This is a genomic window from Vogesella indigofera (assembly GCF_028548395.1).
GTDB classification, from domain to species: domain Bacteria; phylum Pseudomonadota; class Gammaproteobacteria; order Burkholderiales; family Chromobacteriaceae; genus Vogesella; species Vogesella indigofera_A.
On the sequence record NZ_JAQQLA010000004.1, the window covers coordinates 529,011 to 553,310 of the forward strand.

A 24,300-nucleotide genomic window follows, 5' to 3' on the forward strand; every position below is an offset into this window, starting at 1 on the left:
GCTATTGTAAATCGGGCGTATACTGCAACGACACCCATAAAGACAGGAGATCACCATGGATATTGGAATCAGCGAACAGGATCGTACCCGCATTGCCGAAGGCCTGTCGAAACTGCTGGCCGACACCTACACCCTGTATCTGAAGACCCACTATTTCCACTGGAACGTCACCGGGCCGATGTTCCAGACGCTGCACCTGATGTTCGAGCAGCAGTACAACGAACTGGCGCTGGCCGTCGACCAGATCGCCGAACGCATCCGCGCGCTGGGCCACATCGCCCCCGGCAGCTACGGCGACTACGCGCGCCTGACCTCGATCGCCGAAAGCCAGGGCGTACCCAAGGCGCAGGACATGATCCGTGAGCTGGTACAGGCGCACGAGACGGTCTGCCGCACCGCGCGCTCGCTGTTCCCGGTGGCCGAGCCGGCCAGCGATGAGCCGACTGCCGACCTGCTGACCCAGCGCCTGCAAGTGCATGAAAAGACGGCATGGATGCTGCGCAGCCTGCTGGAAAGCTGAGGCCACAGCGCGCGTGATACACTGCCGCAAAGTGTAACCGCACGCTCACTCATGACACGTTTCACACCTACGCCAGCGCCACCGGACAAATCGCTGTTTCATGCCGCGATCCTGGTGTCGCTGGCGCTGCATTTACTGCTGCTGCTTGCCGTCGGCCGGCACGGCCTGCCACGCATTCCGTCATGGCAGCCGGCGGCGCTGCAAGTCACACTGCTGGCGACCCCGCCGGCCAGCAGCGCGCCGCCGCTGGCCACGCAGCTGGCGCAGCACGACAGCCTGGCCGGCAGCGCCGCCCCAGCCGCCAAACCCGCGCCGGCGGCGGTCGCCATCACCACCACTGCCACCCGCGTCAGGGCCACGTCGGCGCCGGCCGCTCCCAAGGCCGAGTCCGCCGCGGTGCTCAGCCGTGAACAGTCCGCCTACACCACACCACCCACTGCCCCGGAAGCGGCGCCGCGCAGCGCCCAGGACTGGCTGAGCCAGGCGCGGCAGCTGGGCAGCAGCGCCAATGCCGTCGGCGGCGAAGCACAGGACAAGGCCAAGGCGGTGTTCGGCGTCAGCGCCACCGGGGTCAGCTGGGCCCGCTACGTCGAAGACTGGCGCCTGAAGATCGAACGCATCGGCAAACGCAACTACCCGGCAGAAGCGCGGGCGCAGAACCTGTACGGCAGCCTGGAGCTGGCGGTGGTGATCCGCGCCGACGGCGCACTGCAGGAAGTGCGCCTGCTGCGCAGCTCCGGCCACGCGGTGCTGGACCAGGCCGCGCAGAACATCGTGCGCATGGCCGCCCCCTACGCCCCGTTCCCGCCAACGTTGGCCGCAGATTTCCGTAGTCTGGAGGTGGTGCGCAAATGGAGCTTCACCACCGCCAACCAGCTCTCCGCCAATTGATACAGGATCCACCATGTTTGAAGTCAATCGCAGCGTCGTCATTCTGAAACCGCGCCAGCCGTTCGCCGACTGGCTGGCCAGCCTGCCCGGCGCCCCGGCCGTAGCGCTGGACGAGCTGCGCCGCAACGGCAATGCGCTGCTGATCCCGCACGTCGACGACGTCGACCCCGCCGATTTCCTTGCAGAGCACTACCACGCGCTGTTCAGCGCCGAGCTGGCCGACTGGTGCGAGGACGACACGCTGTGGCCGCCGACGCTCAACGCGGCGCTGTTCATGGACTGGTTCGACATCGACATTCACCCGGTGCTGACCGACCTGGTCAGCAGCCCGCTGGAGCGCGAGGCGTTCCAGCCGTTTGATCTGGATAGTCAGTAAACCCCGGCGCCGGCGGCCCACCGCCGGCACGGCAACAACAAACTGACACCACCTTGCCGGCAACGGCTTTTCCACACGAAGGGGAAATCATGACTCACAGCACCAGCATCAAGGTTCGCGGCTACCACCTCGACCTGTACAGCCACGTCAACAATGCGCGCTACCTGGAGTTCCTGGAAGAAGCGCGCTGGACCTTCTTCGAGGAATGCGCCGACCTGCCGGCCTTCCTCAGCTCCGGCATCGCGCTGATCGTGGTCAACATCAACATCGACTACCGCTACCCGGCGACCATGAACGACCAGCTGGTGATCGAGACCGCGGTCAAGTCGGTCGGCAACCGCAGCGCAGTGATCCACCAGTGCGTGAAGCTGGCCGGCAGCGACACGGTGGTGGCCGAGGCCGACGTCACCTTCGTCGCATTTGACGGCAAGCAGAACAAGGCGGTGGCGATCGAGGGTAAACTGCGGGAACTTCTGACCGGGCTGCAACACCAAGCCTGATCATCACCGCCTTTGCAACAGGACAGACTCAGTCATGAAAAAATGGATACTGGCATTGGTCGGCATCGCCGTACTCGCCATCGTCGCCTACCTCGCGCTGTTCAACAAGCCGCAGGCGCCGCAAGTCCACTACACCAACCTGTCGGGACAGACCGCCAGCACCGACAGCCTGAAAGGCAAGGTGGTGCTGGTCAATTTCTGGGCCACCAGCTGCAGCGGCTGCATGGCCGAGATGCCGAAACTGCGCGCCACCCACGAGAAGTATGCGCCGCAAGGCTACGAAACCGTGGCCGTGGCGATGAGCTACGACCCGCCCAACTACGTGCAGACCTACGTCAAGGACACCGCGCTGCCCTTCTTTGTCACGCTGGACAGCAGCGGCAGCATCGCCAAGGCGTTCGGCGAGGTGCAGCTGACCCCGACCTCGGTACTGATCGACAAGCAGGGCAATATCATCAAGCGCTATGTCGGCGAGCCGGACTTCACCGAACTGCACCAGCTGATCGAGCAGAACCTGAAAGCCTGATCTCTCAGGCCGCAAAAAAGCCGTTGCCATCCTGTCGATGGCAACGGCTTTTTTCATGCCGCCGCTAGTGGCTAACGTTGGCCGCACACCGGGCAATCCGGATCACGCGGCACCTTCAGCTGGCGGAAGCTGCCATCCAGTGCATCGTACAGCGTCAGCTGCCCCAGCGCCGGACGGCGCCCGGCCAGCAGCTTGATCGCCTCCACCGCCTGTAGGCTGCCGATGACACCGACCAGCGGCGCCAGCACACCGAAGGTGGCGCACGGCCCGTCGCTGGCCTCGCCTTCCTCCGGGAACAGGCAGTGATAGCACGGCGACGCGTCGTCGCGCACGTCGTACACCGCCAGCTGGCCGCTAAAGCGTACCGCGGCGCCGGACACCAGCGGCACCCCGGCCGCCACACAGGCGCGGTTGATGGCGTGGCGGGTGGCGAAGTTGTCGGAGCAGTCCAGCACCAGATCGTGCGCCGCCACCTCGGCAGCCAGCCTGTCGCCCTGCAGGCGCTCGGCCAGCAGCCGCAACTGCACGTCCGGATTGATGGCGGCCAACCTTGCCGCCGCCGAGTCCACCTTGCGCTGCCCCAGCGTACCCATATCGTGAATGATCTGCCGCTGCAGATTGGTCAGCTCCACGGTGTCGTCGTCGACCAGCGTCAGCTGGCCGACACCGGCACTGGCCAGATACAGCAGTGCCGGCGCGCCGAGCCCGCCGGCGCCGACCACCAGCACCCTTGAGGCCAGCAGGCGCTGCTGGCCGTCGATGTCGATTTCCGGCAGCAGGATGTGCCGGCTGTAGCGCAGCAGGGCTGCGTCGTTCAGTTCTTGCGTCATGATGCAAAAATGGCCGCAAACGCGGCCATCTCCCTTGATCTTGATTCAGGTTTTATTCTTCCGCACCCTTGCGGCTGAACTTGACGCCCAGCTGCTTCAGTTTGCGGTAGAGGTGGGTGCGCTCCAGGCCGACCTTTTGCGCCACCCGGCTCATATTGCCGTTTTCCAGCACGATGTGGTACTCGAAATAGCGGCGTTCCAGCTGTTCGCGCAGTTCACGCAGCGGCAGGCTGAAATCGAAACCAGTTTCTTCCGCAGGCTTGTCGTGGCGGAATTGCGCCAGCACCTTGTTCACTTCCGGCGCGTCCAGCTCTCCGGATTCTGCGGTCAGCGCCAGGCTCTTGATGATGCTGCGCAACTGCTCCAGGTTGCCCGGCCAGTCGTACTGGCGCAGCGCGTTCAGTGCCGCGGTGGTCAGCTTGCGGCTGGGCACCTGCTTCGACTCCACCAGCTCGTGCAGGATCTGCTCGGCGATCGAGGTGATGTCTTCCGGGTGCTCGCGCAGCGCCGGAATCGGCACGATCACGCTGGACAGCGCTGTCAGCATGCGGTTGTCGCACTCCGGATCGACCAGCAGTTCCTGCAGCGGACGACTGCAGGAACAGATCAGCCGCACGTTGAAACGGTCCAGCTTGGACAGCAGGAACAGCAGGCCCTGCTGCGTGCGGCGGCTGTACTGGCCGATTTCCGGCAGGAACAGCACGCCGTTATTGGCTTTCTGCAGCAATTCCAGCGGCGCATCCGCCAGCTGCTCTACCTTGGCCGGGGTCACCCACGGCGTATTGCCCTGGTGGAAAAAGCGCGCCACCAGCTCGAAGCCGGCGCCGGACTCACCGGTCAGCAGCACCGGCGACTTCAGTTTCGATACCCGCTCCAGCTGCTTCTTCAGCTCCTGCACGGTTTCGCTCTTGCCCATCTTGTCGAGATTGAGCGAAGTATTGGCCTGCATGTCGCCGTATTTCAGCGCACGCTGCACCGTGGTCAGCAGTTTCTGCAGGGCAATCGGTTTTTCGAGGAAATCGAAGGCACCGATGCGCGTTGCCTCGACGGCAGTGTCGATGCTGGCGTGACCGGACATCATCACCACCGGCATGTTCAGTTGCCCGGATTTGGCCCACTCCTTGAGCAGGGTGACGCCGTCACAATCCGGCATCCAGATATCCAGCAGCACCAGCGCTGGTCGGGTCTGGTTGCGCAATTGACGAGCCACTTCGGCATTTTCAGCCAGCGCGACGGTATAGCCTTCGTCCTGCAAAATCTCCGAGAGAAGCTCCCGGATACCGATCTCGTCATCAACAATCAGAATATCGCTGCTTCGCATTAAGCCTCCAGCAAGGGCAGGGTGAGAAGGATGCGCGCACCGCCGCTCTGTGCATTGGCAAGGGTGATCTGTCCATGGTGTTCCTCCACTATCTTTTTCACCACGGCCAGTCCCAATCCTGTCCCCTTGGCCTTGTTGGTTACATAAGGCTCAAACGCACGGGGAAGGATGTCCGGACTGAAGCCAACACCGTTGTCCTCTACGCAGACGAGCACGTTCCTTCCTTCTAGTCGGGTGCTAATTTGAATCATCGGGATGTCAGCGTCAAGGATTGCATCTTGTGCGTTCTGCAAAAGATTGTGCAGCACCTGACGCAGCAAAGCCGCGTCCCCCATGACTGGCAAGGCTTGCAGGCTTAAATCCACCTTCAGCGCGGGGTTACTTTCGTACAGCACCAGCACCTCGCGCAGCAGCGTATTCAGCTCCAGTTTGACCAGTTTGATCTTCGGCGCCCGCGCATAATCGCGGAAAGCGTCGACCATGCCCTTGAGCGCGGTCACCTGTTTGATGATGGTGTCGGTGGCGCGCTTCAGCATCTCGGCGTCCGACGGCTGCAGCTTGTCGGCCAGCTTCATCGCCAGCCGTTCCGCCGACAGCTGGATCGGCGTCAGCGGGTTGCGGATCTCGTGCGCCAGCCGTTTCGCCACCTCGCCCCACGCCGCGTCGCGCTGTGCGCGGCCCAGCTCGGTGATGTCGTCGAACACCACCACGTAGCCGGTGGCCGGCTGTTCCGGCAGGATGGCGCCGCGCGCCACCAGCTGCCGCGGCCCCTGGGCGCCGAGGTAGTCGATCTGCTGCTGCCAGTCGTGCGGATTGATGGTCGCCGCCTCGCGCAGGATGGTTTCCACCAGCGGCGACAGTTCCGGGCGCAGCACCGGCCACACCTGCAGTTCGTGGCCGGACAGCTCGCCGAAGTCGACGCCGAGAATGCGCGAGGCACTGGTGTTGGCCGCACGCAGCTGCCAGTTGTAGTCGAAGGCGATCACCCCGGTCGACAGGTTAGCGAGGATGCTCTCCAGGTACAGCTTGCCGGATTCCAGCAGGCGCCGGCTCTCGTCGGCGGTCAGGCGCGCCTCGTCCAGCTGCTGCGTCATGCGGTTGAACATGGTGGTGAGGATGCCAAGCTCGTCCTTGCGGTACACCGGGTGGCGCTTGGAAAAGTCGCCCTGCGCCACCGCACGGGTGCCGGCGGCCAGCTCCGACAGCGGCGCCGACAGCCGCTCGGAGATGAACAGCGCAAACGCCAGCGCCGCGGTCAGCGCCAGCAGGAACACCAGCGCCAGCGTCAGCATGTAGAAGGTTTTCAGGCCGTCGCGCGACAGCACCAGCTGCCGGTACTCGGCGCGCGCGTCCTCGATCAGCTCGGCGTCGCGGGCGATGTCCACCGGCGCCGGCTGGATGATCTGGATGATCTGGGTCTGGTCGTTGACGTAGCTGCGGTACGACAGCAGCACCTTCAGCTCCAGCGTGCCGTCGGGATCGCTGTCGATGATCTCGTGGCTCTTGCGCTGGCGCAGGCTGCGCAGCACGTCCGGATCCGGCGCCCGCGGCAGGTAGCGCACGTCATCCGGCCCGGCAAAGCTCAGCAGCCGTCCCTGCTGGTTGTAGACCGCGATCTCCTGCACCCCCAACTGTTCGCGCATGCGCAGCAGCTGGCTGTTGAGGCTGTGGTCGCTGTAGTCGGCGATGTCGCGCGCCACCAGCCGCGACTTGCGACTGAGATCGGACAGCACGAAGCCGAGCGCGTTGCGCCCCAGCTCCAGGCCGCGGTCGAGCGCGTTTTCCACCTCGACGTTGAACCAGCTCTCGATACTGCGCGTCAGGAACTGTGCGGAGACGGTGAATACCAGCATGCCAGGCAGCAGCGCGATCAGGGTGAACATCACCACCAGCTTCTGCGTCAGCTTGGCGCCGAATTCGCGGCTCTTCACCCGCCGGCGCAGGCGCAGCATCTGCCGCGCCACCACCGCCAGCAGGCCGACCAGGCCGAAGGCGTTGAGGCCGAACACCCACCAGTAGTATTCCGCCAGCTTGGAGGTGTTACCGGTGGAAATCGCCAGCAGGTACAGCAGCACGAAGCCGAAGGCGGTGGCGATGACGGGATAGCGCATCAGTTGCCTCCTGACGGGGCGATGCTGTTCCAGCCGGAATCCATCGCCCAGTCATCGGCGCCCAGCGCATTGAGCTGGAACGGGCGCGGCAGCTGGCCGAGGTCCAGCTCCAGTCGCAGCCGGCCGCGCAGCTGCTGCTGCTCCGCCGGCGACCAGTCGGCGATGTCCATCACCTTCCAGCCGGCGATGCTGCCAACCGCGGCCAGCGCTTCGTCGAGCGAGGCGTAGTTCTTGGACAGGCCGCCGATGGTGACGCGGTAGCGGCCGGTGAGGCCGTAGTGGCTCAGCTTGAAGCTGAGGCTGGCGGCCGGCTCGAACCAGCGCGACAGCTGCAGCCAGTAGGCCGAGCTGCGCGGTCGCGTCAGCTCGAAGGTCAGACGGAAGGTCAACGGCACGCCCTGTTGCAGCGCCTGCTGCAGCATGGCGGGCAGGGTGATGCGGTAACGGCTGGCCACGCTGAGCGCGCCATCCTGCGCCTCCAGCTGCAGTCGCTGCGCCACGATACCATCGGCGGCGTGGCACAGCCCGGCCTGCACCAGCAGCAGCAGGCTGGCGAGCAGTAGCAGCTGTTGCTTAAGCTTTTTCCAGCAGCGCGTAATAGAAGCCGTCATGGTCTGCCGAAGGCAAGAGTTGTTCGGAGCCGGCCAGGCGTGCATCCGGATGACGCTGCAGGAAGGCGTCCAGCTGTTGCTGGTTCTCTTCCGGCATGATCGAGCAGGTGGCATACAGCAGCTTGCCACCCTTGGCCAGCAGCGGCCACAACGCGTCCACCATCGCCGCCTGTTGCTGGCCCAGCGCGGCGAAATCGTCCGGCCGGCGCAGCCACTTGATGTCCGGATTGCGACGCACCACGCCGCTGGCCGAGCACGGCACGTCGGCGAGGATGCGGTCGAATGGCACGCCGTCCCACCAGCTGTCCGGCTTGGCGGCATCGGCTGCGGCCAACGTGGCCGTCAGCTGCAAGCGCGCCAGATTCTCGGCCACCCGTTCCAGCCGCGCCGCGTCGATATCCAGCGCGGTGAGCTGAATATCGGCCAACTCCAGCAAATGACCGCTCTTGCCGCCGGGGGCGGCGCAGGCATCCAGCACCCGCATGCCGTCGGCGACATCCAGCCGCAGCGCCGCCTGTTGCGCGCCGAAGTCCTGTACCGAGACGCGGCCCTCGGCAAAACCCGGCAGGTCGCGCACATTGCACGGTGCATCCAGCTTCACTGCGTAGTCGCCGAGCGCCTTGGCGCCGCGACCGGACGCCTGCAGCGCCTCGACGTAGCCGGCGGCGGTGCCGTGGCGGCGGTTGATGCGCAGCGTCATCGGGGGATGGCGGTTGCTCTTTTCCAGGATGTCGGTCCAACGCGTCGGATAGGCGGCGCGCACCTTCTGCACCCACCAGCGCGGGTGGTTGTAGCGCGCCTCGTTGTCGGCCTGGGCATCGGCCAGCAGCTGGTCCTTGTTGCGCAGGAAGTTGCGCAGCACGCCGTTGACCAGGCCCTTGAGACGGCCGGCGGCCAGGTCCTGCGCCAGCGTCACCGCCTGGTCGACCACCGCGTACGGCGCGGCACGGGTGTGGATCAGCTGGTACAGCGCCACCAGCAGCAGGCGCTCGACATCCACCGCCGGCAGCGGCTTGGGCACCAGTGCCCGCAGGATGAAGCGCAACTGGCCGAGATTGCGCAGGCTGCCGTAGGCAATGTCCTGCAGCGCGCCGCGCTCGCCGGGCGTCAGGGTCTCGCTGCGCTGAATATTGCCCAGCGCCTCGGTCAGGGTACGCCCTTCTTCTACACGCGCGATGATGCCCGCGGCCAACTCCTGGATTCGATGCATGTCAGTCTGGTTCTTTCCAATGAAACCGGCCACCGTTCGCACAGGGAACGGTGGCCGTTTTAAATAATGGTGCAATGATACCGGTCAGCGACCGTTGCGCGCTATCTGATTGAGGCGGGCAATGCGCTCTTCGGTATGCGGGTGGGTGCGGAACAGGCTGCTGAGACCGCCACCGGACAGCGGGTTGATGATCATCATCTGCGCCGTTTCCGGATGCGCCTCGGCCGCCGGCATGATGCGGCCCTGCGCGTAGTACTCGATCTTCTGCAGCGCGCTGGCCAGCGCCAGCGGGTCGCCGCTGATTTCGGCGCCGCCGCGGTCGGCCTCGAATTCGCGCGCGCGCGAGATCGCCATCTGGATCAGGCTGGCCGCCAGCGGTGCCAGCAGCGCCACCGCGATGCTGGCGATCGGGTTGGCCGGGCGCCCTTCCTCGTCACGACCGCCGAAGAACATCGCGAAGTTGGCCAGCGCCGAGATGGCACCCGCCATGGTCGCGCTGATGGTGGAGATCAGCGTGTCGCGGTGCTTGACGTGGGCCAGCTCGTGCGCCATCACCCCGCGCAGTTCGCGGTAGTCCAGCATGCGCATGATGCCGGTGGTGGCCGCCACCGCCGCGTGCTCCGGATTGCGGCCGGTGGCGAACGCATTCGGCTGCTCCTCGTGGATCACGTACACCCGCGGCATCGGCATCTGCGCGCGCTGCGCCAGCTCGGCCACCATGTTGTACAGCTCCGGTGCGGTGCGGGCGTCGACCTCCTGCGCGTTGTACATGCGCAACACCATTTTGTCGGAGTTCCAGTAGGCAAACACGTTCATCACGCCACCGAACAGCAAGGCCAGCAGCATGCCGCTCTGGCCGCCGATCATGCCGCCGATCATCCCGAACAGCGCCACGATCGCCGCCATCAGGATGGTGGTTTTCAGCCAGTTAAAGCCCATCGCGTACTCCTTTGTGCAAGCCCATGCTCCCGATATGGGGGCATCGGCATTGGAATATCAAGCCCCGAGCCGGGTTCCCGCCAGCGCGCTGCGACCGGCGACAAACTCGCGTGCGCCCAACCTTTTACCGCCGGCGGCCTGCAGCTGGGTCAGCACCAGCAGGCCGCTACCTGTGCCGACCACCACGCCGTCGGCGTCGGCGCGCAGCACCTCGCCGGCCGGCGCAGTGCCGGCAACGGCGTGGGCCTGCCACAGTTTCAGCGCCTCGCCGCCCAGTAGCGTGTGTGCACCCGGCGCCGGGTTGTAGGCGCGGATGGCGCGGGCGATGTCGGCCGCCGGCTGCGTCCAGTCGATGCGCGCCTCGTCCTTGCTCAGTTTGGCGGCGTAGGTGACGCCCTCCTCCGGCTGCGGCTGCGGCGTGCAGCCGTCCAGCTGCGCCAGGGTGGCGACGATGGCGTCGGCGCCGAGCGTGGCCAGCTTGTCGTGCAGGCTGGCGGCAGAGTCGTCGGCCGCGATAGTCAGCGGGTGGATACTCAGCATGTCACCGGTATCAAGACCGACGTCCATCTGCATGATGGTGATGCCGGTTTCCGCGTCGCCGGCGAGGATGGCGCGCTGGATCGGCGCCGCGCCGCGCCAGCGCGGCAGCAGCGAGGCGTGGATGTTGAGGCAGCCGCGCGCCGGCATCTCCAGCACCGCCTTGGGCAGCAGCAGGCCGTAGGCGGCCACCACCATCACCTCGGCCTGCACCTCGGCCACCAGCGCCTGCGCTTCCGGTGTCTTCAGCGTCAGCGGCTGTTCCACGCGCAGGCCGTGCTGCAGCGCCAGCTCCTTCACCGGGCTGGGCTTCAGCTTCATGCCGCGCCCGGCCGGGCGGTCCGGCTGCGTCAGTACCAGCGCAATGTCGTGGCCGGCATCAAGCAGCGCCTGCAATGCGGCGGCGGCGAATACCGGCGTGCCGGCAAAAATCAGTTTCATCGGACTATCCTTGCAAATGCAAAGGGACACGCGGCGCGTGTCCCGACACCAGCTTGCGGCCAAGCCTGGCCGCCATCCCTGGCTTACAGGGTGTGCTTCTCGCGCTTTTTCATCTTGGTGCGGATGCGGTTCTGCTTCAGGTCGGACAGGTATTCGACGAATACCTTGCCATCGAGGTGATCCACCTCGTGCTGCAGGCAGATCGCCAGCAGGCCGCCGCTTTCCAGCTCGAAGAACTCACCCTTGGCGTCCTGTGCACGCACCTTCACGTGCTCGGCGCGGGTCACCTTGTCGTAGATGCCGGGCACCGACAGGCAGCCTTCCTCGTACACCGTCTCGCCGTCCTTGTGCAGGAACTCCGGGTTGATGAACACGCGCGGCTCGTTGCGGTCCTCGGAGATATCGATCACGATCAGGCGCTGGTGAAAATCCACCTGCGTCGCCGCGAGGCCGATACCCTTGGCCTCGTACATGGTCTCGAACATGTTGTCGATCTGCTGCTGCAGCGCGCTGTCGAAGCTGGTTACCGGCCGGGCAACCTTGTGCAAACGCGGGTCGGGGTAATGCAGAATGTTGAGCAGTGCCATAATCAAACCGTTATTCCAGTTGTAGGATGCCGTGACAGGCAACGATAATGTTGCCAGCATCCGGTTTCACTATAAATTACTGAGCCAGTGCCGGTCAGGTGGGGTCAAATCATCAATGTTTAAACCTATTATACCGCTCATCCTCGCGCTGGGCCTCTCTGCCGCCGCATTTGCCGACACCCTGGTGCTGCGGCCGGATGCGCCGCAACGCTACGTGGTCAAGCGCGGCGACACGCTGTGGGACATCTCCGGCCGCTACCTGACCGCGCCGTGGAAATGGCCGCAGCTGTGGAACATGAACCGCGACGAGGTGAAAAACCCGCACTGGATCTACCCCGGCAACGTGCTGCACCTGGAGATGGTCGACGGCAAGCCGCGGCTGCGCCTGGACAGCAGCGCGCTGCGCGTGGTCAAGCTGTCGCCGCGGGTGCGCGCCGAGCAGCTGGACAGCGCCATTCCCACCATCCCGGCCCGGATCATCGACCCCTTCCTCAAGCGCCCGCTGCTGATCGAGGACGAGGCCAGCTACCTGCAGTCGCCGAAGATCATCGCCGGCCCCGACAACCGCGTGATCCTGTCCACCACCGACCGCGCCTACAGCCAGGGGCTGGATTCCGGCGGCCTGTGGCAGGCCTACCGCCTGGGGCGCACCATCACCGACCCGGACAGCAACGAGGTGCTCGGCCATGAGGCCACCTACGGCGGCGACCTAATGGTCGACAAGCTGGACGAGGTGTCCACCCTCAGCGTGCGCAAGATCGCGGAAGAAGTGCTGGTCGGCGACCACCTGCTGAAGAGCCTGCCCGCGCCGCTGCTCAACTACACCCCGCACGAGCCGCCGCCGGAGCTGGAAGGCCGCATCGTCACCAGCTACGCCGGCGTCAATGAGATCGGCCAGCAGTTCAACGTGCTGATCAACCGCGGCGCCCGCGACGGCGTCGAGGTCGGCCACGTGTTCGGCATCTACCGCGCACCGCGCCAGATCAGCGTCGACAAGAAGCAGCAGGTGACCCTGCCCAGCGAGAAAGTCGGCCGCCTGATCGTGTTCCGCGTGTTCAACAAGGCCTCCTACGCGCTGGTGCTGGACGCCACCCAGCCGATCATGATCAAGGACCGCATCGCGCAACCGTGAGCCCGCAATCCCTGCTCGACTGGGCCACGCTGGCGCTGACCCCCGGCATCGGCCCGCAACGCTTCCTGCAGCTGCTGCAGCGCTTCGGCGATGCCGGCCACGCCTGCCGTGCCGGCCACGGCCAGCTGCGCGACATCCTCGACAGCAAGACGCTGGCGGCACTGGACGCCGGTGACGGCGCCCGCGCCGCCGAGGCGGCGCTGCAGTGGGCAGAGGGCGCGGACTGCCACCTGCTGACGCTCAACGACGACGACTACCCGTGCCAGCTGGCCGAGGCCGGCAGCGCCCCGCCGCTGCTGTTCGCCCGCGGCCGGCGCGCCCTGCTGGCGCAGCCGATGCTGGCGGTGGTCGGCAGCCGCCACGCCACGCCGCAGGGCGCGGACAATGCCCGCACCTTTGCCCAAAGGTTGGCCGCACACGGCTACAGCATCGTCAGCGGTCTGGCCGGCGGCATCGACGCCGCCGCGCACGAGGGCGCGCTGCCCGAGGCGGCCAGCACCATCGCCGTGATCGGCACCGGCATCGACCGCGTCTATCCGGCGCGCAACCGCGAGCTGGCGCACCGCATCGCCGGCCACGGCCTGATCCTGTCCGAGTTCGCGCTCGGCACCCCGCCCTTGGCCGGCCACTTCCCGCAGCGCAACCGCATCATCGCCGGCCTCGCCCGCGGCTGCCTGGTGGTCGAGGCCGCGCCGCAGAGCGGCTCGCTGATCACCGCGCGGCTGGCGCTGGAAGCCGGCCGCGACGTGATGGCCATCCCCGGCTCCATCCACAACCCGCAGGCGCGTGGTTGCCACCGCCTGATCCGGGACGGCGCCCGGCTGGTGGAGAGCGCCGACGACGTGCTGGACGAGATCGGCCGGCTGGCGACGGCCCCCACCGCCAGCACCGCGGCAACGCCCGCCGCCAGCGACACCGGCGCGCACCCGTTGCTGGCCGCCATCGGCTACGACCCGGTCGACAGCGACACCCTGGCGGCACGACTCAAGTTGACGGCAGGGGAGCTTTACGCGATGCTTCTTGAGCTTGAGCTGGCCGGACACATCGAAAGTCTGGACGGCGGGCGCTACCAGCGCCGATCACCCGCGCCAAGCCGTCCCACCTAACCCGATGATTAAATAAAGATGTTTGATGTTCTCGCCTATCTTCTCGAAGAGTTCAACGACCCCGCAGCCTGCCCGGAACGTGACGACCTCGGTCGCCAGCTGGCAGCGGCCGGCTTTGAAAACGAGGAAATCAGCGACGCACTGGACTGGCTGGACGGCCTGAACCAGCTCAATGACGGCAGCTACGACGGTGCCGATGCCGGCAGCGGTTTCCGCTGCTTCAGCGAACAGGAAAATACCCGCCTCAGCGGCGAGATTCGCGGCCTGATCCTGTTCCTGGAGCACAATGGCGCGCTGTCGCCGGCACAACGCGAAATGCTGATCGACCGCCTGCTGGCGATGCCCGACGACGAGATCTCCCTGCCCAGCGCCAAGCTGGCGGCACTGATGGTGCTGTGGGCACAAGGCGCGGAACTGCCGATCCTGCTCGGCGAAGACCTGCTGTGCGCGCTGCACGGCGAACCCACGATGCAGTAAGCCCCGGCTGCGTGCCTCAAGGTTGGCCGCAGCGGAAAAACGCCCGATCAAGAGCGCAAACCTTGCGCTCTTGTTTTGTTTGATGAATACACAATATTGTCGTGCCCCCCGGCGCACTACCGAAAACAGACCGTTATGCCCTCAAACCTGCTGATTGTCGAATCGCCGTCCAAGGCGAAAACGCTGAAAAAATACCTGGGTCCGGACTTCGAAGTCCTCGCCTCCTACGGTCACGTCCGCGATCTGGTGCCGAAGAACGGCGCTGTCGATCCGGAAAAAGACTTCGCGATGAAATACCAGGTCGTGGCGCGCAACAGCAAGCACGTTGATGCCATCGTCAAGGCAGTGGCCGAGGTGGACCATGTCTATCTGGCAACTGACCCGGACCGCGAAGGCGAGGCCATTTCCTGGCACCTGGTGGAAATCCTCAACAAGAAAAAACTGCTCAAGGACAAGACCGCACAACGGGTGGTGTTCCACGAGATCACCAAGAACGCGGTGCTGGACGCCATCGCCAACCCGCGCGCCATCGCGCAGGATCTGGTCGACGCGCAGCAGGCGCGCCGTGCGCTGGATTACCTGGTCGGCTTCAACCTGTCGCCGCTGCTGTGGAAGAAAATCCGCCGCGGCCTGTCTGCCGGCCGCGTGCAAAGCCCGGCGCTGCGCCTGATCTGCGAACGCGAGAACGAGATCAAGGCCTTCGTCGAACAGGAATACTGGTCGGTGCACCTCGACAGCCACAAGGGCCGCACCAAGTTCAGCGCCAAGCTGACCACGCTGGCCGGCACCCGGCTCGACCAGTTCGCGCTGCCGAACGAAGCGGAACAGGCCGACGTGCTGGCCCGACTGCAGGGCCACGACGCGGTGGTCACCAGCATCGAGAAGAAAAAGAAATCGCGCAGCCCGGCCGCGCCGTTCACCACCTCGACGCTGCAGCAGGAGGCTGTGCGCAAGCTGGGCATGACCACCGACCGCGCGATGCGTACCGCGCAGCAGCTGTACGAAGGCGTGGACATCGGCCAAGGCACCGTCGGCCTGATCACCTATATGCGTACCGACTCGGTGGCGCTGGCCAACGAGGCGGTGGAGGAAATCCGCGGCTACATCGGCGAGCGCTTCGACGCCGAACACCTGCCGAAGAACCCGGTGGCGTACAAGAACAAGTCCAAGAACGCGCAAGAGGCGCACGAGGCGGTGCGGCCAACCTCCATCCTGCGCACGCCGGAGGCGATGAAGCCGTTCCTGACCTCCGACCAGTTCAAGCTCTACGACATGATCTGGAAACGGACGCTGGCCTGCCAGATGGCACCGGCCAAGTTCGACACCACCAGCGTCGACATCAGTGTCGGCGACGGCATCTTCCGCGCCAGCGGTCAGGTGCTGGTATTCGCCGGCTTCCTGTCGGTGTACGAGGAAGACGTCGATGACGCCGAGGACGAGGAAAACGCCAAGCTGCCGCTACTGAACGAAGGTGACGCGCTGCCGGTGGACAAGCTGTACGGCGAGCAGCACTTCACCCAGCCGCCACCGCGCTTCTCCGAAGCCTCGTTGGTGAAGTCGCTGGAAGAATTCGGCATCGGCCGGCCGTCGACCTACGCCAGCATCATCTCGACGCTGAAGGATCGCGAGTACGTGATCCTCGACAAGAAGCGCTTCTACCCGACCGACACCGGCGACATCGTCAACAAGTTCCTGACCGAGCACTTCGCCCAGTACGTCGACTACAACTTCACCGCCAAGCTGGAAAACCAGCTCGACGAAATTGCCAGCGGCACGCGGCAGTGGGTGCCGGTGATGGACAGCTTCTGGAAGGGTTTCTCCAAGCAGCTGACCGAGAAGGAAGGCATCAGCCGCGCCGAAGTCACCACCGAAAGCCTGGACGAAGCCTGCCCGAAATGCAGCAAACCGCTGTCGATCAAGTTCGGCAAGCGCGGCCGCTTCATCGCCTGTACCGGCTACCCGGACTGCGACTACACCCGCAACGTCGGTGAAACCGCGGAACAGGCCGCCGCCGAGGCGGAAGCGCCGACCATCATCGAGGACCGCACCTGCCCGGAATGCGGTGGCGAGCTGCACATCAAGAAGGGCCGCTACGGCAAGTTCATCGGCTGCGCCAACTATCCGAAGTGCAAGCACATCGAGCCGCTGGAAAAACCGCGCGACACCGGCGTGCAGTGCCCGGAATGCAAGACCGGCAGCCTGATCGAACGCAAGAGCCGCTACGGCAAGCTGTTCTACAGCTGCAATACCTATCCGAAGTGCAAGTACGCCACCTGGAACCCGCCGGTGGCCGAGCCGTGCCCGCAGTGCCACTGGCCGATCCTGACCATCAAGATCACCAAGCGCCGCGGCACCGAGAAGGTGTGCCCGCAGAAGGAGTGCGGCTACGCCGAGCAGATCGCACCGCCGGAAGGCAAGGAAGAAGCCTGATCCGGCTCCGCCTCAAGACAACGCCGCTGAACTCAGCGGCGTTTTTTATTGCCTGTCGCGCGCTGGCGGCCAACGTTGGCCGCAAAAAAACCGCCGCGGCGGCAGACCCGGGCGGCGGTGCGGGGTGAGCGGCCGGCTCAGGCGCGGGCCACGATTTGCTGCACGCTGCCGTCCAGCGCCATCAGGTAGCTCTCCACCTGCAGCTGCGGGTGCTTTTGCAGGATCGCCTTGCGCAGCGCCATCAGCGTCTCGGCGTGGACACGGGTTTCCTTGTCCGGCGCCTGGCCGAAGTCCTCGCCCAGCACCACCTTGTAGGCACCGCAGTCGCGATGATCGAGCAGCATCACCTTGTGGATGTGGTGCAGGCTGATGGCGACGTCGAGGTGCTCCCAGAACACGGTATTCCACGCCGGGAACTTGCCGGTCACCGCGCCGAGCGAGGCGCCGGCCAGCACGATGTGGTCGTACTTGTCCTTCATGCCCTTGCCGGCCATGAAACGCTCGGTGTCGTCGACCAGCCGGTAATCCATGCACGACAGCAGCAGCGCCTCGGTGCCGCCGGCGGCGTGCGCAGTGCGCGGCAAGAAGCTGCCCAGCAGCGCCGCGGCGCCGCCCATGGCCGCCAGTTTCACGAACTGGCGCCGGCCGACCGGCTGCGCCGCGCTGCCGTGGCAGTCAGCCGCCGGCCACTGTGGTGCTTGGCACATCACATCCCTCCTCTCGTGTCCTGCCCTGCCGCAGCGTCTGCGGCGCGGCGGATCAGGCTTTCTTGACGAATTCCGACTTCAGCTGCATCGCGCCGATGCCGTCGATCTTGCAGTCGATATCGTGATCGCCGTCGACCAGGCGGATGCTCTTCACCTTGGTGCCGACCTTGACCACCAGCGACGAGCCCTTGACCTTCAGGTCCTTGATCACGGTGACGCTGTCGCCGTCCTGCAGCACGTTGCCGTTGGCATCGCGTACCACGCGCTGCGGCTCGGCCTCTTCCGTGGCCGCCTCGGCGGACCACTCATGGGCGCACTCGGGGCAGACGAACATGGCGCCGTCCTGGTAGGTGAATTCCGAGCTGCACTGCGGGCATTGGGGCAAATTAGTCATGCTGTACCTTGTTTCTGAATGTGGCGGCCGCAGCGCCCCGGGCGCATCAACAACCCTGCAAACGGTGCGGTCTTTACGAGTGCCGTATTATCCGCCAGCCGCCACCGTTTTCGCCAGCAAAAGGCGCAGTCTTGTCATTGCCGGCTGCCGCGCGCGACGGCCACCGCGCACGTCACCCTCGCCCTCCCGCCACACCGGCGCATGGCAGGTTTGACAACTTACTGATCAGTAAGTATCTTCGCCAGCAAGGCTGACACATAACCAATAATCAACAACTTGCCTTGCGGCCAACCCTGGTCGCAACGCCGCAACCCACACGAGGGCAACACCATGACGGCTTATCCGCACCTGCTGGCACCACTGGATCTGGGCTTCACCACGCTGAAAAACCGCGTGCTGATGGGCTCGATGCATACCGGACTGGAAGAGGCGCCGCAAGGCTTCGAGAAGATGGCGGCGTTCTACGCCGAGCGCGCGCGCGGCGGCGTCGGCCTGATCGTCACCGGCGGTGTCGGCCCCAACGAGGAAGGCCGCGTCGCCGAGGGCGCCTCGATGCTGGCCGACGCGCACGAGGTGCCGCAGCACCGCATCGTCACCGACGCGGTGCACGCCGCCGGCGGCAAGATCGCGCTGCAGATCCTGCACACCGGCCGCTACAGCTATCAGGAAAACCTGGTATCGGCGTCGCCGATCTGCGCGCCGATCAACTTCTACCGCCCGCGCGAGATGTCGGAAGACGATATCCGCCGCACCATCGCCGATTTCGCTCGCTGCGCCAAGCTGGCGCAGGACGCCGGCTACGACGGCGTGGAGGTGATGGGTTCGGAAGGCTATCTGATCAACCAGTTCATCGTGCGCCACACCAACAAGCGCACCGACGACTGGGGCGGCAGCTTCGACAACCGCATCCGCTTCGCGCTGGAAGTGCTGCGCGCGGTGCGCGCCGCGGTCGGTACCGAATTCATCATCATCTACCGGTTGTCGATGCTGGACCTGGTCAACAACGGCAGCAGCTGGGACGAAGTGGTACAGCTGGCGCAGGAAGTGGAAAAAGCCGGCGCCACCATCATCAACACCGGCATCGGCTGGCACGAGGCGCGAGTGCCGACCATCGCCACCAGCGTGCCGCGCGGCGGCTTCGCCTGGGTCACCAAGAAGCTGATGGGCAAGGTGAGCATTCCGCTGATCACTACCAACCGCATCAACACCCCCGAGGTGGCGGAGGACATCCTCGCCAGCGGCTGTGCCGACATGGTGTCGATGGCGCGACCCTTCCTCGCCGACGCCGAGTTCGTCAGCAAGGCCGCCGCCGGCCGCAGCGACGAGATCAACACCTGCATCGGCTGCAACCAGGCCTGTCTCGACCACATCTTCCAGGGGAAGCTCACCAGCTGCCTGGTCAACCCGCGCGCCTGCCGCGAGACCGAACTCAACTATCTGCCGACCGCCACCCCGAAGAAACTGGCGGTGGTCGGCGCCGGCCCCGCCGGCATGGCGTTCGCCACCATCGCCGCCGAGCGCGGCCATGATGTCACCCTGTTCGATGCAGGCAGCGAGATCGGCGGCCAGTTCAATGTCGCCAAGCGGATCCCGGGCAAGGAGGAGTTCCACGAGACGCTGCGCTACTTCGCGCGCCGTATCGAACTGACCGGCGTAACGCTGCGGCTGAACACCCGCGTGGGCGCCGCCGAGCTGCAGGATTTTGACGAGGTGATCCTCGCCACCGGCATCGCGCCGCGACTGCCGGCGATTCCCGGCATCGAACACCCGAAGGTGCTGAGCTACCTCGACGTGCTCAAGCATGGCAAAGCGGTTGGCCGCAGGGTGGCGATCATCGGCGCCGGCGGCATCGGCTTCGATACCGCCGAATTCCTCAGCCACGAGGGCAAGTCGAGCTCGCTGGACACCGCCGCCTTCATGCGCGAGTGGGGGGTGGACATGCAGCTGGCGCACGCCGGCGGCCTGGCACCACAGGGGCCGCAACCGCACCCCAGCCCACGCGAGATCTATCTGCTGCAGCGCAAGAGCAGCAAGGTCGGCGACGGGCTGGGCAAGACCACCGGCTGGATCCACCGCGCCAGCCTGCAGATGAAGAAGGTGCAGATGATTGCCGGCGTCAGCTACGACAAGATCGACGATGCCGGGCTGCACGTGACCATCAAGGGTGAAGCGCAAGTGCTGGCGGTGGACAACATTATCGTCTGCGCCGGGCAGGACCCGCTGCGCGAACTGCAGCAGCCCTTGCTTGCCGCCGGCAAGGCGGTGCACCTGATCGGCGGTGCCGACGTCGCCGCCGAGCTGGACGCCAAGCGCGCCATCGACCAGGGCGCGCGGCTGGCGGCCGGCATCTGAGCGCCAGATAGCATCACGCCGCACGGCCGGCGCGCCATGACGGCGCGCCGGCACCATCCCCCCGCTTGCGGCCAACCTTGCACCAGGGTTGGCCGCAACGCTTCATGGTTATGGCATTTTGCTGCAACGCCACATTTCGATAGATTTCGCACCTCGTTTGCGCCAGATCAGTTCCCGTTTTTGCACCCGCCGCGTATTTGCTTCATTATTGGCAGGGCAATCGCGCAATTAAATTCCATTGTCATTGACGATCCTGCCAGCGTGTCCATGCCGCACCGCGCCATGCCGACCCAACGATAACGAGACTGGATGGATGGCCAAGAACCTACTGACCGCCGGCCTGCTGTGGCTGTGCCTGCTGGCAAGCGCGCACGCCGCCTCGCTGGTGCTGGGCGTGGTGCCCTATATGTCGGCCCGCAAGCTGGCCACGCTGTACGAGCCGCTGCGCGCCGAGCTGGAACGCAGCCTGCAGCAGCCGGTGACGCTGGAAAGCGCCGCCGACTACAGTTTTTTCCTCGAGCGCACGCGCCAGGGGCGCTACGACATCATCGCCACCTCGCCCTACTTCGGCCGCCTGGCGCAGCAGGAGCAGGACTACCAGCCGCTGGCGCGACCGCTGGCCGATCTGGAGCCGCTGCTGGTCACCCGCCGTGACGGCATCCGCGAGCTGGCGCAGCTGCGCGGCCAGACGGTGTCGACCAGCGACCGCCTCGCCAACCTGACCCTGGCGGCACAGCGCTACCTGAGCCAGGCCGGCTTCAGCCCCGGCCAGCACCTTGTCATCCACCCCACCGGCAGCCACGCCAATTCGCTGGCGGCGCTGCTGAGCGGCGAGTCGGCGGCCGCCATTATCTCGGTCAGCGCGCTGCACCAGTTCGGCGGCGACATCAGCAGCAAGATCCGCATCCTGGCCCGCCTGCCGCACACCACGCCGCAGCTGTACCTCGGCCACAAGCGTCTCGGCGACGCGCGGCTGGCACGGCTGCAGCAACAGCTGCTGGTCTTTGCCAACGACACGCCGCAGGGACGCGCCTTCAGCCGCGACCTCAAGCACGGCGGCCTGCGCCCGGTCAGCGAGCAGGACATGCGCGCGCTGGATCCGTTCGTCCGGGACCTGAAAGGGCTGCTGCGATAATGCGTCTGCCGCTGCGCCCCCGTTCGCTGAAATGGGCCATCATTCCGGTGCTGCTGCTGATCCAGCTGCTGGTCTTTGCCGGTATCGCCTGGCAGAGCGTGCGCGTGCTGCAGGACACCGCAGTGGCGCAGGCGCAGCTGCGCACCCGCAGCCTGCACAGCGAGCTGCAGGCCGCGCTGATCGCGCCGTTGCTGGAGCGCGACTTCATCACGCTGCAGGAAATCGCCAGCGAGCTGACCCACGGCGGCGACATCGCCTACCTGATCATCCGCGACTCCAGCGGCAAGGAGCTGGCCCGTGCCGGCCTCGCCGACGGCCTGCAGCCGCAAGTGGATCGCTCGCTGCCGGACAGCGACGACGACATCTTCGATACCCGCTTCAAGATCAGCCAGGGCCAGATCCAAGCCGGCCTGCGGCAGAGCGAATCCAGCCGCATGCTCAGCGGTCTCGCGCAGCGCACCGGGCCACTGATCGTCGCCGGCATCATCCTCGCCACTGGCTGGATGATCTGGGTCACGCTGTGGCTGAGCCGGCGACTGCAATACCTGTCCCTCGCCGCCGAGGCACTGGGGCAAGGCAAGCTGCTGACACGGGCGCCGGAAAGCCGCCACGACGAGATCGGCCGCCTCGGCGCCGCCTTCAACCGCATGGCGGCGGCGGTGCAGTCCGCCGACGAGCACTGGGCCAAGAGCCAGCGCTTTGCCGACATGCTGCTGATGGCGATCCCGATCCCGATGTTCTACAAGGACGCGCAGGGGCGCTTCCTCGGCTGCAACGCCGCCTTCACCCGCGTCACCGGCTACGGCCGCATCGACATCCGCGGCAAGACCCCAGCCGAGCTGTGGCCGGCCGACATCGCCGCGGTGCACTGCCTGCACGACGCCGAGCTGCTTGCCGGCCAGCCGCACCTCGACTACCAGGCCAGCATCGTCACCCAGCGCCAGCAGCGCCGCGAGGTGATCCTGTCCAAGGACGTGTTCTACAACGACCACGGCGACATCGCCGGCATCATCGGCGCCTGGAACGACATCACCGAGCAGACCCGTGCCGAAGAGCGGCTGCGGCTGCTGGCCGGCGTGTTCAAGCACTCCCACGACGGCATCATCATTGCCGATGCCCGTGGCCGGCTGCTGGACGTCAACCGCGCCTGCTGCAGCATCACCGGCTACGAGCGCGACGAGCTGATCGGCCATACCCCGCGCAAGCTGCAGTCGGCACGGCACGATTCGGTGTTCTACCTCGCCATGCGCGACAAGCTGCAAAGCAGCGGCCACTGGCAGGGCGAGATCTGGAACCGGCGCAAGGATGGCGAGGTGGCTCCGCTGCTGCTGTCGGTGTCGGTGATCCACGACCAGTCCGGCAATGTGCGCCACTACATCGCGGTGTTCGCCGACATCACGGTGATGAAGGCGCAGGAAAACCGGCTGGCGCAGATGGCGCACCACGACCCGCTCACCCACCTGCCCAACCGCGTGCTGCTGGCCGACCGCATGAAGGTGGCCATCGCCCAGGCGCAGCACAGCGGCCACTGGCTGGCGATCTGCTTCATGGATCTGGACGGTTTCAAGGCGGTCAACGACCGCTACGGTCACGAGGTCGGCGACCGCCTGCTGGTGCAGGTCGCCGAGCGGCTGCAGCACACGCTGCAGGGCGGCGACACCCTGGCGCGGCTGGGCGGTGACGAGTTCGTGCTGCTGCTGTCCGGCCTGCCCGACCTGCAGACCTGCCGCCACAGCCTGCAACGGGTGCTGGACACCGTCGCCCATCCGGTACTGCTGGGCGACATCCACATCGAGATCTCGGCCAGCATCGGCGTCACGCTGTATCCGCAGGACGAGCAGGACCCGGACACCCTGCTGCGCCACGCCGACCAGGCGATGTACCAGGCCAAGGAAAAGGGGCGCAACGGCTACCAGATCTTCGACGCCGAGCACGACCGCCAGAGCCGCTTCCGCCAGGAAGGGCTGGGGCGGCTGGCGCAAGCGCTGCAGCAAGGCGAGCTGTGCCTGTTCTATCAGCCCAAGGTCAATATGCGTGACGGCAGCGTGGTCGGCGCCGAGGCGCTGATGCGCTGGCAGCATCCGGAAAAGGGCCTGCTGACACCGGCCCACTTCCTCGACGACGCCGAAGGCAGCGCGCTGGACATCGCACTCGGCGAATGGGTGCTGCGCAGCGCGCTGGCGCAGATGCGCTTCTGGCAGGCGCAGGGCATGACGCTGCCGGTCAGCGTCAACATCTCCGCCTACCACCTGCAGCAGGACAACTTCGCCGAACGGCTGGCGGCGCTGCTGGCGGAATACCCGGAGCTGCCGGCCGGGATGCTGGAAATCGAGGTACTGGAAAGCACCGCGCTGAAGGACATCACCCGCGTCGGCGCGCTGATGACCACCTGCCGCGAGCTGGGGGTGGAGTTCTCGCTCGACGACTTCGGCACCGGCTACTCCTCGCTGCTGTACCTGAAGCGGCTGCCGGCCGGCAAGCTGAAGATCGACCAGTCCTTCATCCGCGACATGCACGAGGACGGCGACGACCTCGCCATCGTGCAGGGCATCATCGGGCTGTCGGAGGCGTTCAGCCGCTCGGTCGTGGCCGAGGGCGTGGAAAGCATCGAGCACGGCAGCCTGCTGCTGCACATCGGCTGCGACCACGCGCAGGGTTTCGGCATCGCGAGGCCGATGCCGGCGGACGCGCTGCTCGGCTGGGCGCAGCAGTGGCAGGGCGCCGCCGCCTGGCAGCTGGCCAGCAAACGGCGCTGGACCGGCGACGACACCAAGCTGTTCAACCTGGAACTGGCGCACCGCCAGGCCAGCAACCGCCTGATCGACTGGCTGCAGCAAGGCGCGCGCGAGCTGCCGCAGCAGGAGCACGGCAACAGCTACCGCGATTTCGACAACTGGTATCACGGTGCCGGCAGCGCCTACTTCGGCCAGCACCCGCTGTACCGCCGCATCGGCCAGCTGCACCAGCAGCTGTACACCCTCAACGAGCGGGTGCTGACCTGGCGCCAGTTCGAGCTGCAGGACGCCGACGAGCAGACCGTGCGCCAGCTGCAGCAACTGCGCGACGAATTGCAGCAGCAGGTGCGCCAGCTGCTGGATGCGCCGGCGACCGCCGCGGCCGCAGTAAAAAGCGCCGCCGAAGTGATGATCTGAGCGGCGGCGTCAGCG

Annotated in this window: 22 protein-coding genes; 12 read left to right on the forward strand and 10 right to left on the reverse strand. The window is 66.0% G+C overall.

The window, feature by feature from the left end; genetic code table 11:
• Positions 1 to 55: 55 nt before the first annotated feature.
• The 5 genes from PQU89_RS08245 to PQU89_RS08265 all read left to right on the forward strand — a co-directional run bounded on the left by PQU89_RS08245 (position 56) and on the right by PQU89_RS08265 (position 2,813).
• On the forward strand, positions 56 to 520 hold the full coding sequence (locus PQU89_RS08245) for a Dps family protein (RefSeq protein WP_272765399.1): 465 nt from the start codon (positions 56 to 58) through the stop codon (positions 518 to 520).
• Between the two features lie 51 nt (positions 521 to 571).
• Positions 572 to 1,411 carry an energy transducer TonB gene (locus tag PQU89_RS08250; protein WP_272765400.1) on the forward strand — a complete coding sequence of 280 codons (840 nt, stop codon included), beginning with the start codon at positions 572 to 574 and terminating at the stop codon, positions 1,409 to 1,411.
• A gap of 13 nt (positions 1,412 to 1,424) precedes the next feature.
• On the forward strand, positions 1,425 to 1,787 hold the full coding sequence (locus PQU89_RS08255; protein WP_272765401.1) for a VacJ: 363 nt from the start codon (positions 1,425 to 1,427) through the stop codon (positions 1,785 to 1,787).
• A gap of 89 nt (positions 1,788 to 1,876) precedes the next feature.
• Positions 1,877 to 2,287 (forward strand): acyl-CoA thioesterase, encoded by a 411-nt coding sequence (locus PQU89_RS08260; RefSeq protein ID WP_272756553.1) that lies wholly within the window; start codon positions 1,877 to 1,879, stop codon positions 2,285 to 2,287.
• 34 nt (positions 2,288 to 2,321) lie between these two features.
• Positions 2,322 to 2,813, forward strand: coding sequence for a peroxiredoxin family protein (locus PQU89_RS08265; protein WP_047966612.1), 492 nt, complete (start codon positions 2,322 to 2,324; stop codon positions 2,811 to 2,813).
• A 71-nt stretch (positions 2,814 to 2,884) separates the two neighbouring features.
• On the opposite strand, the gene PQU89_RS08270 is transcribed toward PQU89_RS08265, so the two are convergent.
• The 8 genes from PQU89_RS08270 to def all read right to left on the reverse strand — a co-directional run bounded on the left by PQU89_RS08270 (position 2,885) and on the right by def (position 11,400).
• On the reverse strand, positions 2,885 to 3,643 hold the full coding sequence (locus PQU89_RS08270) for a HesA/MoeB/ThiF family protein (RefSeq protein WP_272765403.1): 759 nt from the start codon (positions 3,641 to 3,643) through the stop codon (positions 2,885 to 2,887).
• Between the two features lie 52 nt (positions 3,644 to 3,695).
• On the reverse strand, positions 3,696 to 4,964 hold the full coding sequence (locus PQU89_RS08275) for a sigma-54-dependent transcriptional regulator (protein WP_047966614.1): 1,269 nt from the start codon (positions 4,962 to 4,964) through the stop codon (positions 3,696 to 3,698).
• Positions 4,964 to 7,075 (reverse strand): sensor histidine kinase, encoded by a 2,112-nt coding sequence (locus PQU89_RS08280; RefSeq protein ID WP_272765404.1) that lies wholly within the window; start codon positions 7,073 to 7,075, stop codon positions 4,964 to 4,966. The genes PQU89_RS08275 and PQU89_RS08280 overlap by 1 nt, the downstream gene beginning before the upstream one ends.
• Positions 7,075 to 7,686 carry a DUF4390 domain-containing protein gene (locus tag PQU89_RS08285; protein WP_272765405.1) on the reverse strand — a complete coding sequence of 204 codons (612 nt, stop codon included), beginning with the start codon at positions 7,684 to 7,686 and terminating at the stop codon, positions 7,075 to 7,077. The genes PQU89_RS08280 and PQU89_RS08285 overlap by 1 nt, the downstream gene beginning before the upstream one ends.
• Positions 7,649 to 8,896: a 16S rRNA (cytosine(967)-C(5))-methyltransferase RsmB gene (rsmB, locus tag PQU89_RS08290; RefSeq protein WP_272765406.1), complete on the reverse strand. Its 1,248-nt coding sequence runs from the start codon at positions 8,894 to 8,896 to the stop codon at positions 7,649 to 7,651. The genes PQU89_RS08285 and rsmB overlap by 38 nt, the downstream gene beginning before the upstream one ends.
• Before the next feature lie 84 nt (positions 8,897 to 8,980).
• A complete protein-coding gene (htpX, locus tag PQU89_RS08295) occupies positions 8,981 to 9,835 on the reverse strand; it encodes a zinc metalloprotease HtpX (protein WP_272765407.1) in 855 nt (284 codons plus the stop codon).
• Between the two features lie 57 nt (positions 9,836 to 9,892).
• Positions 9,893 to 10,813 (reverse strand): methionyl-tRNA formyltransferase, encoded by a 921-nt coding sequence (fmt, locus tag PQU89_RS08300; protein ID WP_272765408.1) that lies wholly within the window; start codon positions 10,811 to 10,813, stop codon positions 9,893 to 9,895.
• Between the two features lie 83 nt (positions 10,814 to 10,896).
• Entirely contained in the window at positions 10,897 to 11,400 is a 504-nt protein-coding gene (def, locus tag PQU89_RS08305; protein WP_272756545.1) for a peptide deformylase, read from the reverse strand.
• A gap of 115 nt (positions 11,401 to 11,515) precedes the next feature.
• Here def and PQU89_RS08310 point away from each other — a divergent pair, with 115 nt between their 5' ends.
• The 4 genes from PQU89_RS08310 to topA all read left to right on the forward strand — a co-directional run bounded on the left by PQU89_RS08310 (position 11,516) and on the right by topA (position 16,545).
• Complete coding sequence (locus PQU89_RS08310; RefSeq protein WP_272765409.1) at positions 11,516 to 12,532, forward strand: LysM peptidoglycan-binding domain-containing protein; 1,017 nt, start codon at positions 11,516 to 11,518, stop codon at positions 12,530 to 12,532.
• A complete protein-coding gene (gene dprA, locus PQU89_RS08315) occupies positions 12,529 to 13,638 on the forward strand; it encodes a DNA-processing protein DprA (RefSeq protein WP_272765410.1) in 1,110 nt (369 codons plus the stop codon). The genes PQU89_RS08310 and dprA overlap by 4 nt, the downstream gene beginning before the upstream one ends.
• 18 nt (positions 13,639 to 13,656) lie before the next feature.
• Entirely contained in the window at positions 13,657 to 14,115 is a 459-nt protein-coding gene (locus PQU89_RS08320) for a Smg family protein (protein ID WP_255907963.1), read from the forward strand.
• Positions 14,116 to 14,250: 135 nt separating this feature from the next.
• The gene (topA, locus tag PQU89_RS08325) at positions 14,251 to 16,545 is read left to right on the forward strand and encodes a type I DNA topoisomerase (protein WP_272765411.1); all 2,295 of its coding nucleotides are present in this window, start codon (positions 14,251 to 14,253) and stop codon (positions 16,543 to 16,545) included.
• 137 nt (positions 16,546 to 16,682) lie between these two features.
• Here the strand turns inward: topA and PQU89_RS08330 are convergent, their stop codons facing one another.
• Both PQU89_RS08330 and PQU89_RS08335 read right to left on the reverse strand, forming a co-directional pair.
• A complete protein-coding gene (locus tag PQU89_RS08330; protein WP_272765412.1) occupies positions 16,683 to 17,252 on the reverse strand; it encodes a carbonic anhydrase in 570 nt (189 codons plus the stop codon).
• A gap of 52 nt (positions 17,253 to 17,304) precedes the next feature.
• Entirely contained in the window at positions 17,305 to 17,646 is a 342-nt protein-coding gene (locus PQU89_RS08335; protein WP_272765413.1) for a zinc ribbon domain-containing protein YjdM, read from the reverse strand.
• Positions 17,647 to 17,976: 330 nt separating this feature from the next.
• Between PQU89_RS08335 and PQU89_RS08340 the strand changes: the two genes are divergently transcribed.
• The 3 genes from PQU89_RS08340 to PQU89_RS08350 all read left to right on the forward strand — a co-directional run bounded on the left by PQU89_RS08340 (position 17,977) and on the right by PQU89_RS08350 (position 24,285).
• Entirely contained in the window at positions 17,977 to 19,998 is a 2,022-nt protein-coding gene (locus tag PQU89_RS08340; RefSeq protein WP_272765414.1) for an NADPH-dependent 2,4-dienoyl-CoA reductase, read from the forward strand.
• Between the two features lie 313 nt (positions 19,999 to 20,311).
• Positions 20,312 to 21,133, forward strand: coding sequence for a phosphate/phosphite/phosphonate ABC transporter substrate-binding protein (locus PQU89_RS08345; RefSeq protein ID WP_272765415.1), 822 nt, complete (start codon positions 20,312 to 20,314; stop codon positions 21,131 to 21,133).
• Entirely contained in the window at positions 21,133 to 24,285 is a 3,153-nt protein-coding gene (locus PQU89_RS08350; protein ID WP_272765416.1) for a bifunctional diguanylate cyclase/phosphodiesterase, read from the forward strand. The genes PQU89_RS08345 and PQU89_RS08350 overlap by 1 nt, the downstream gene beginning before the upstream one ends.
• Positions 24,286 to 24,300: the final 15 nt, after the last annotated feature.

What these genes read in the sequence shown, in the direction of transcription:
- PQU89_RS08335 (WP_272765413.1), bottom strand. Translation starts at nt 17,646, where the DNA reads ATGACTAATTTGCCCCAATGCCCGCAGTGCAGCTCGGAATTCACCTAC.
- PQU89_RS08275 (WP_047966614.1), bottom strand. Translation starts at nt 4,964, where the DNA reads ATGCGAAGCAGCGATATTCTGATTGTTGATGACGAGATCGGTATCCGG.
- PQU89_RS08345 (WP_272765415.1), top strand. Translation starts at nt 20,312, where the DNA reads ATGGCCAAGAACCTACTGACCGCCGGCCTGCTGTGGCTGTGCCTGCTG.
- htpX (WP_272765407.1), bottom strand. Translation starts at nt 9,835, where the DNA reads ATGGGCTTTAACTGGCTGAAAACCACCATCCTGATGGCGGCGATCGTG.
- rsmB (WP_272765406.1), bottom strand. Translation starts at nt 8,896, where the DNA reads ATGCATCGAATCCAGGAGTTGGCCGCGGGCATCATCGCGCGTGTAGAA.
- PQU89_RS08245 (WP_272765399.1), top strand. Translation starts at nt 56, where the DNA reads ATGGATATTGGAATCAGCGAACAGGATCGTACCCGCATTGCCGAAGGC.
- PQU89_RS08270 (WP_272765403.1), bottom strand. Translation starts at nt 3,643, where the DNA reads ATGACGCAAGAACTGAACGACGCAGCCCTGCTGCGCTACAGCCGGCAC.
- PQU89_RS08250 (WP_272765400.1), top strand. Translation starts at nt 572, where the DNA reads ATGACACGTTTCACACCTACGCCAGCGCCACCGGACAAATCGCTGTTT.
- fmt (WP_272765408.1), bottom strand. Translation starts at nt 10,813, where the DNA reads ATGAAACTGATTTTTGCCGGCACGCCGGTATTCGCCGCCGCCGCATTG.
- PQU89_RS08340 (WP_272765414.1), top strand. Translation starts at nt 17,977, where the DNA reads ATGACGGCTTATCCGCACCTGCTGGCACCACTGGATCTGGGCTTCACC.
- PQU89_RS08350 (WP_272765416.1), top strand. Translation starts at nt 21,133, where the DNA reads ATGCGTCTGCCGCTGCGCCCCCGTTCGCTGAAATGGGCCATCATTCCG.
- topA (WP_272765411.1), top strand. Translation starts at nt 14,251, where the DNA reads ATGCCCTCAAACCTGCTGATTGTCGAATCGCCGTCCAAGGCGAAAACG.
- PQU89_RS08255 (WP_272765401.1), top strand. Translation starts at nt 1,425, where the DNA reads ATGTTTGAAGTCAATCGCAGCGTCGTCATTCTGAAACCGCGCCAGCCG.
- PQU89_RS08265 (WP_047966612.1), top strand. Translation starts at nt 2,322, where the DNA reads ATGAAAAAATGGATACTGGCATTGGTCGGCATCGCCGTACTCGCCATC.
- def (WP_272756545.1), bottom strand. Translation starts at nt 11,400, where the DNA reads ATGGCACTGCTCAACATTCTGCATTACCCCGACCCGCGTTTGCACAAG.
- PQU89_RS08320 (WP_255907963.1), top strand. Translation starts at nt 13,657, where the DNA reads ATGTTTGATGTTCTCGCCTATCTTCTCGAAGAGTTCAACGACCCCGCA.
- PQU89_RS08260 (WP_272756553.1), top strand. Translation starts at nt 1,877, where the DNA reads ATGACTCACAGCACCAGCATCAAGGTTCGCGGCTACCACCTCGACCTG.
- PQU89_RS08280 (WP_272765404.1), bottom strand. Translation starts at nt 7,075, where the DNA reads ATGCGCTATCCCGTCATCGCCACCGCCTTCGGCTTCGTGCTGCTGTAC.
- PQU89_RS08285 (WP_272765405.1), bottom strand. Translation starts at nt 7,686, where the DNA reads ATGACGGCTTCTATTACGCGCTGCTGGAAAAAGCTTAAGCAACAGCTG.
- PQU89_RS08310 (WP_272765409.1), top strand. Translation starts at nt 11,516, where the DNA reads ATGTTTAAACCTATTATACCGCTCATCCTCGCGCTGGGCCTCTCTGCC.
- PQU89_RS08330 (WP_272765412.1), bottom strand. Translation starts at nt 17,252, where the DNA reads ATGTGCCAAGCACCACAGTGGCCGGCGGCTGACTGCCACGGCAGCGCG.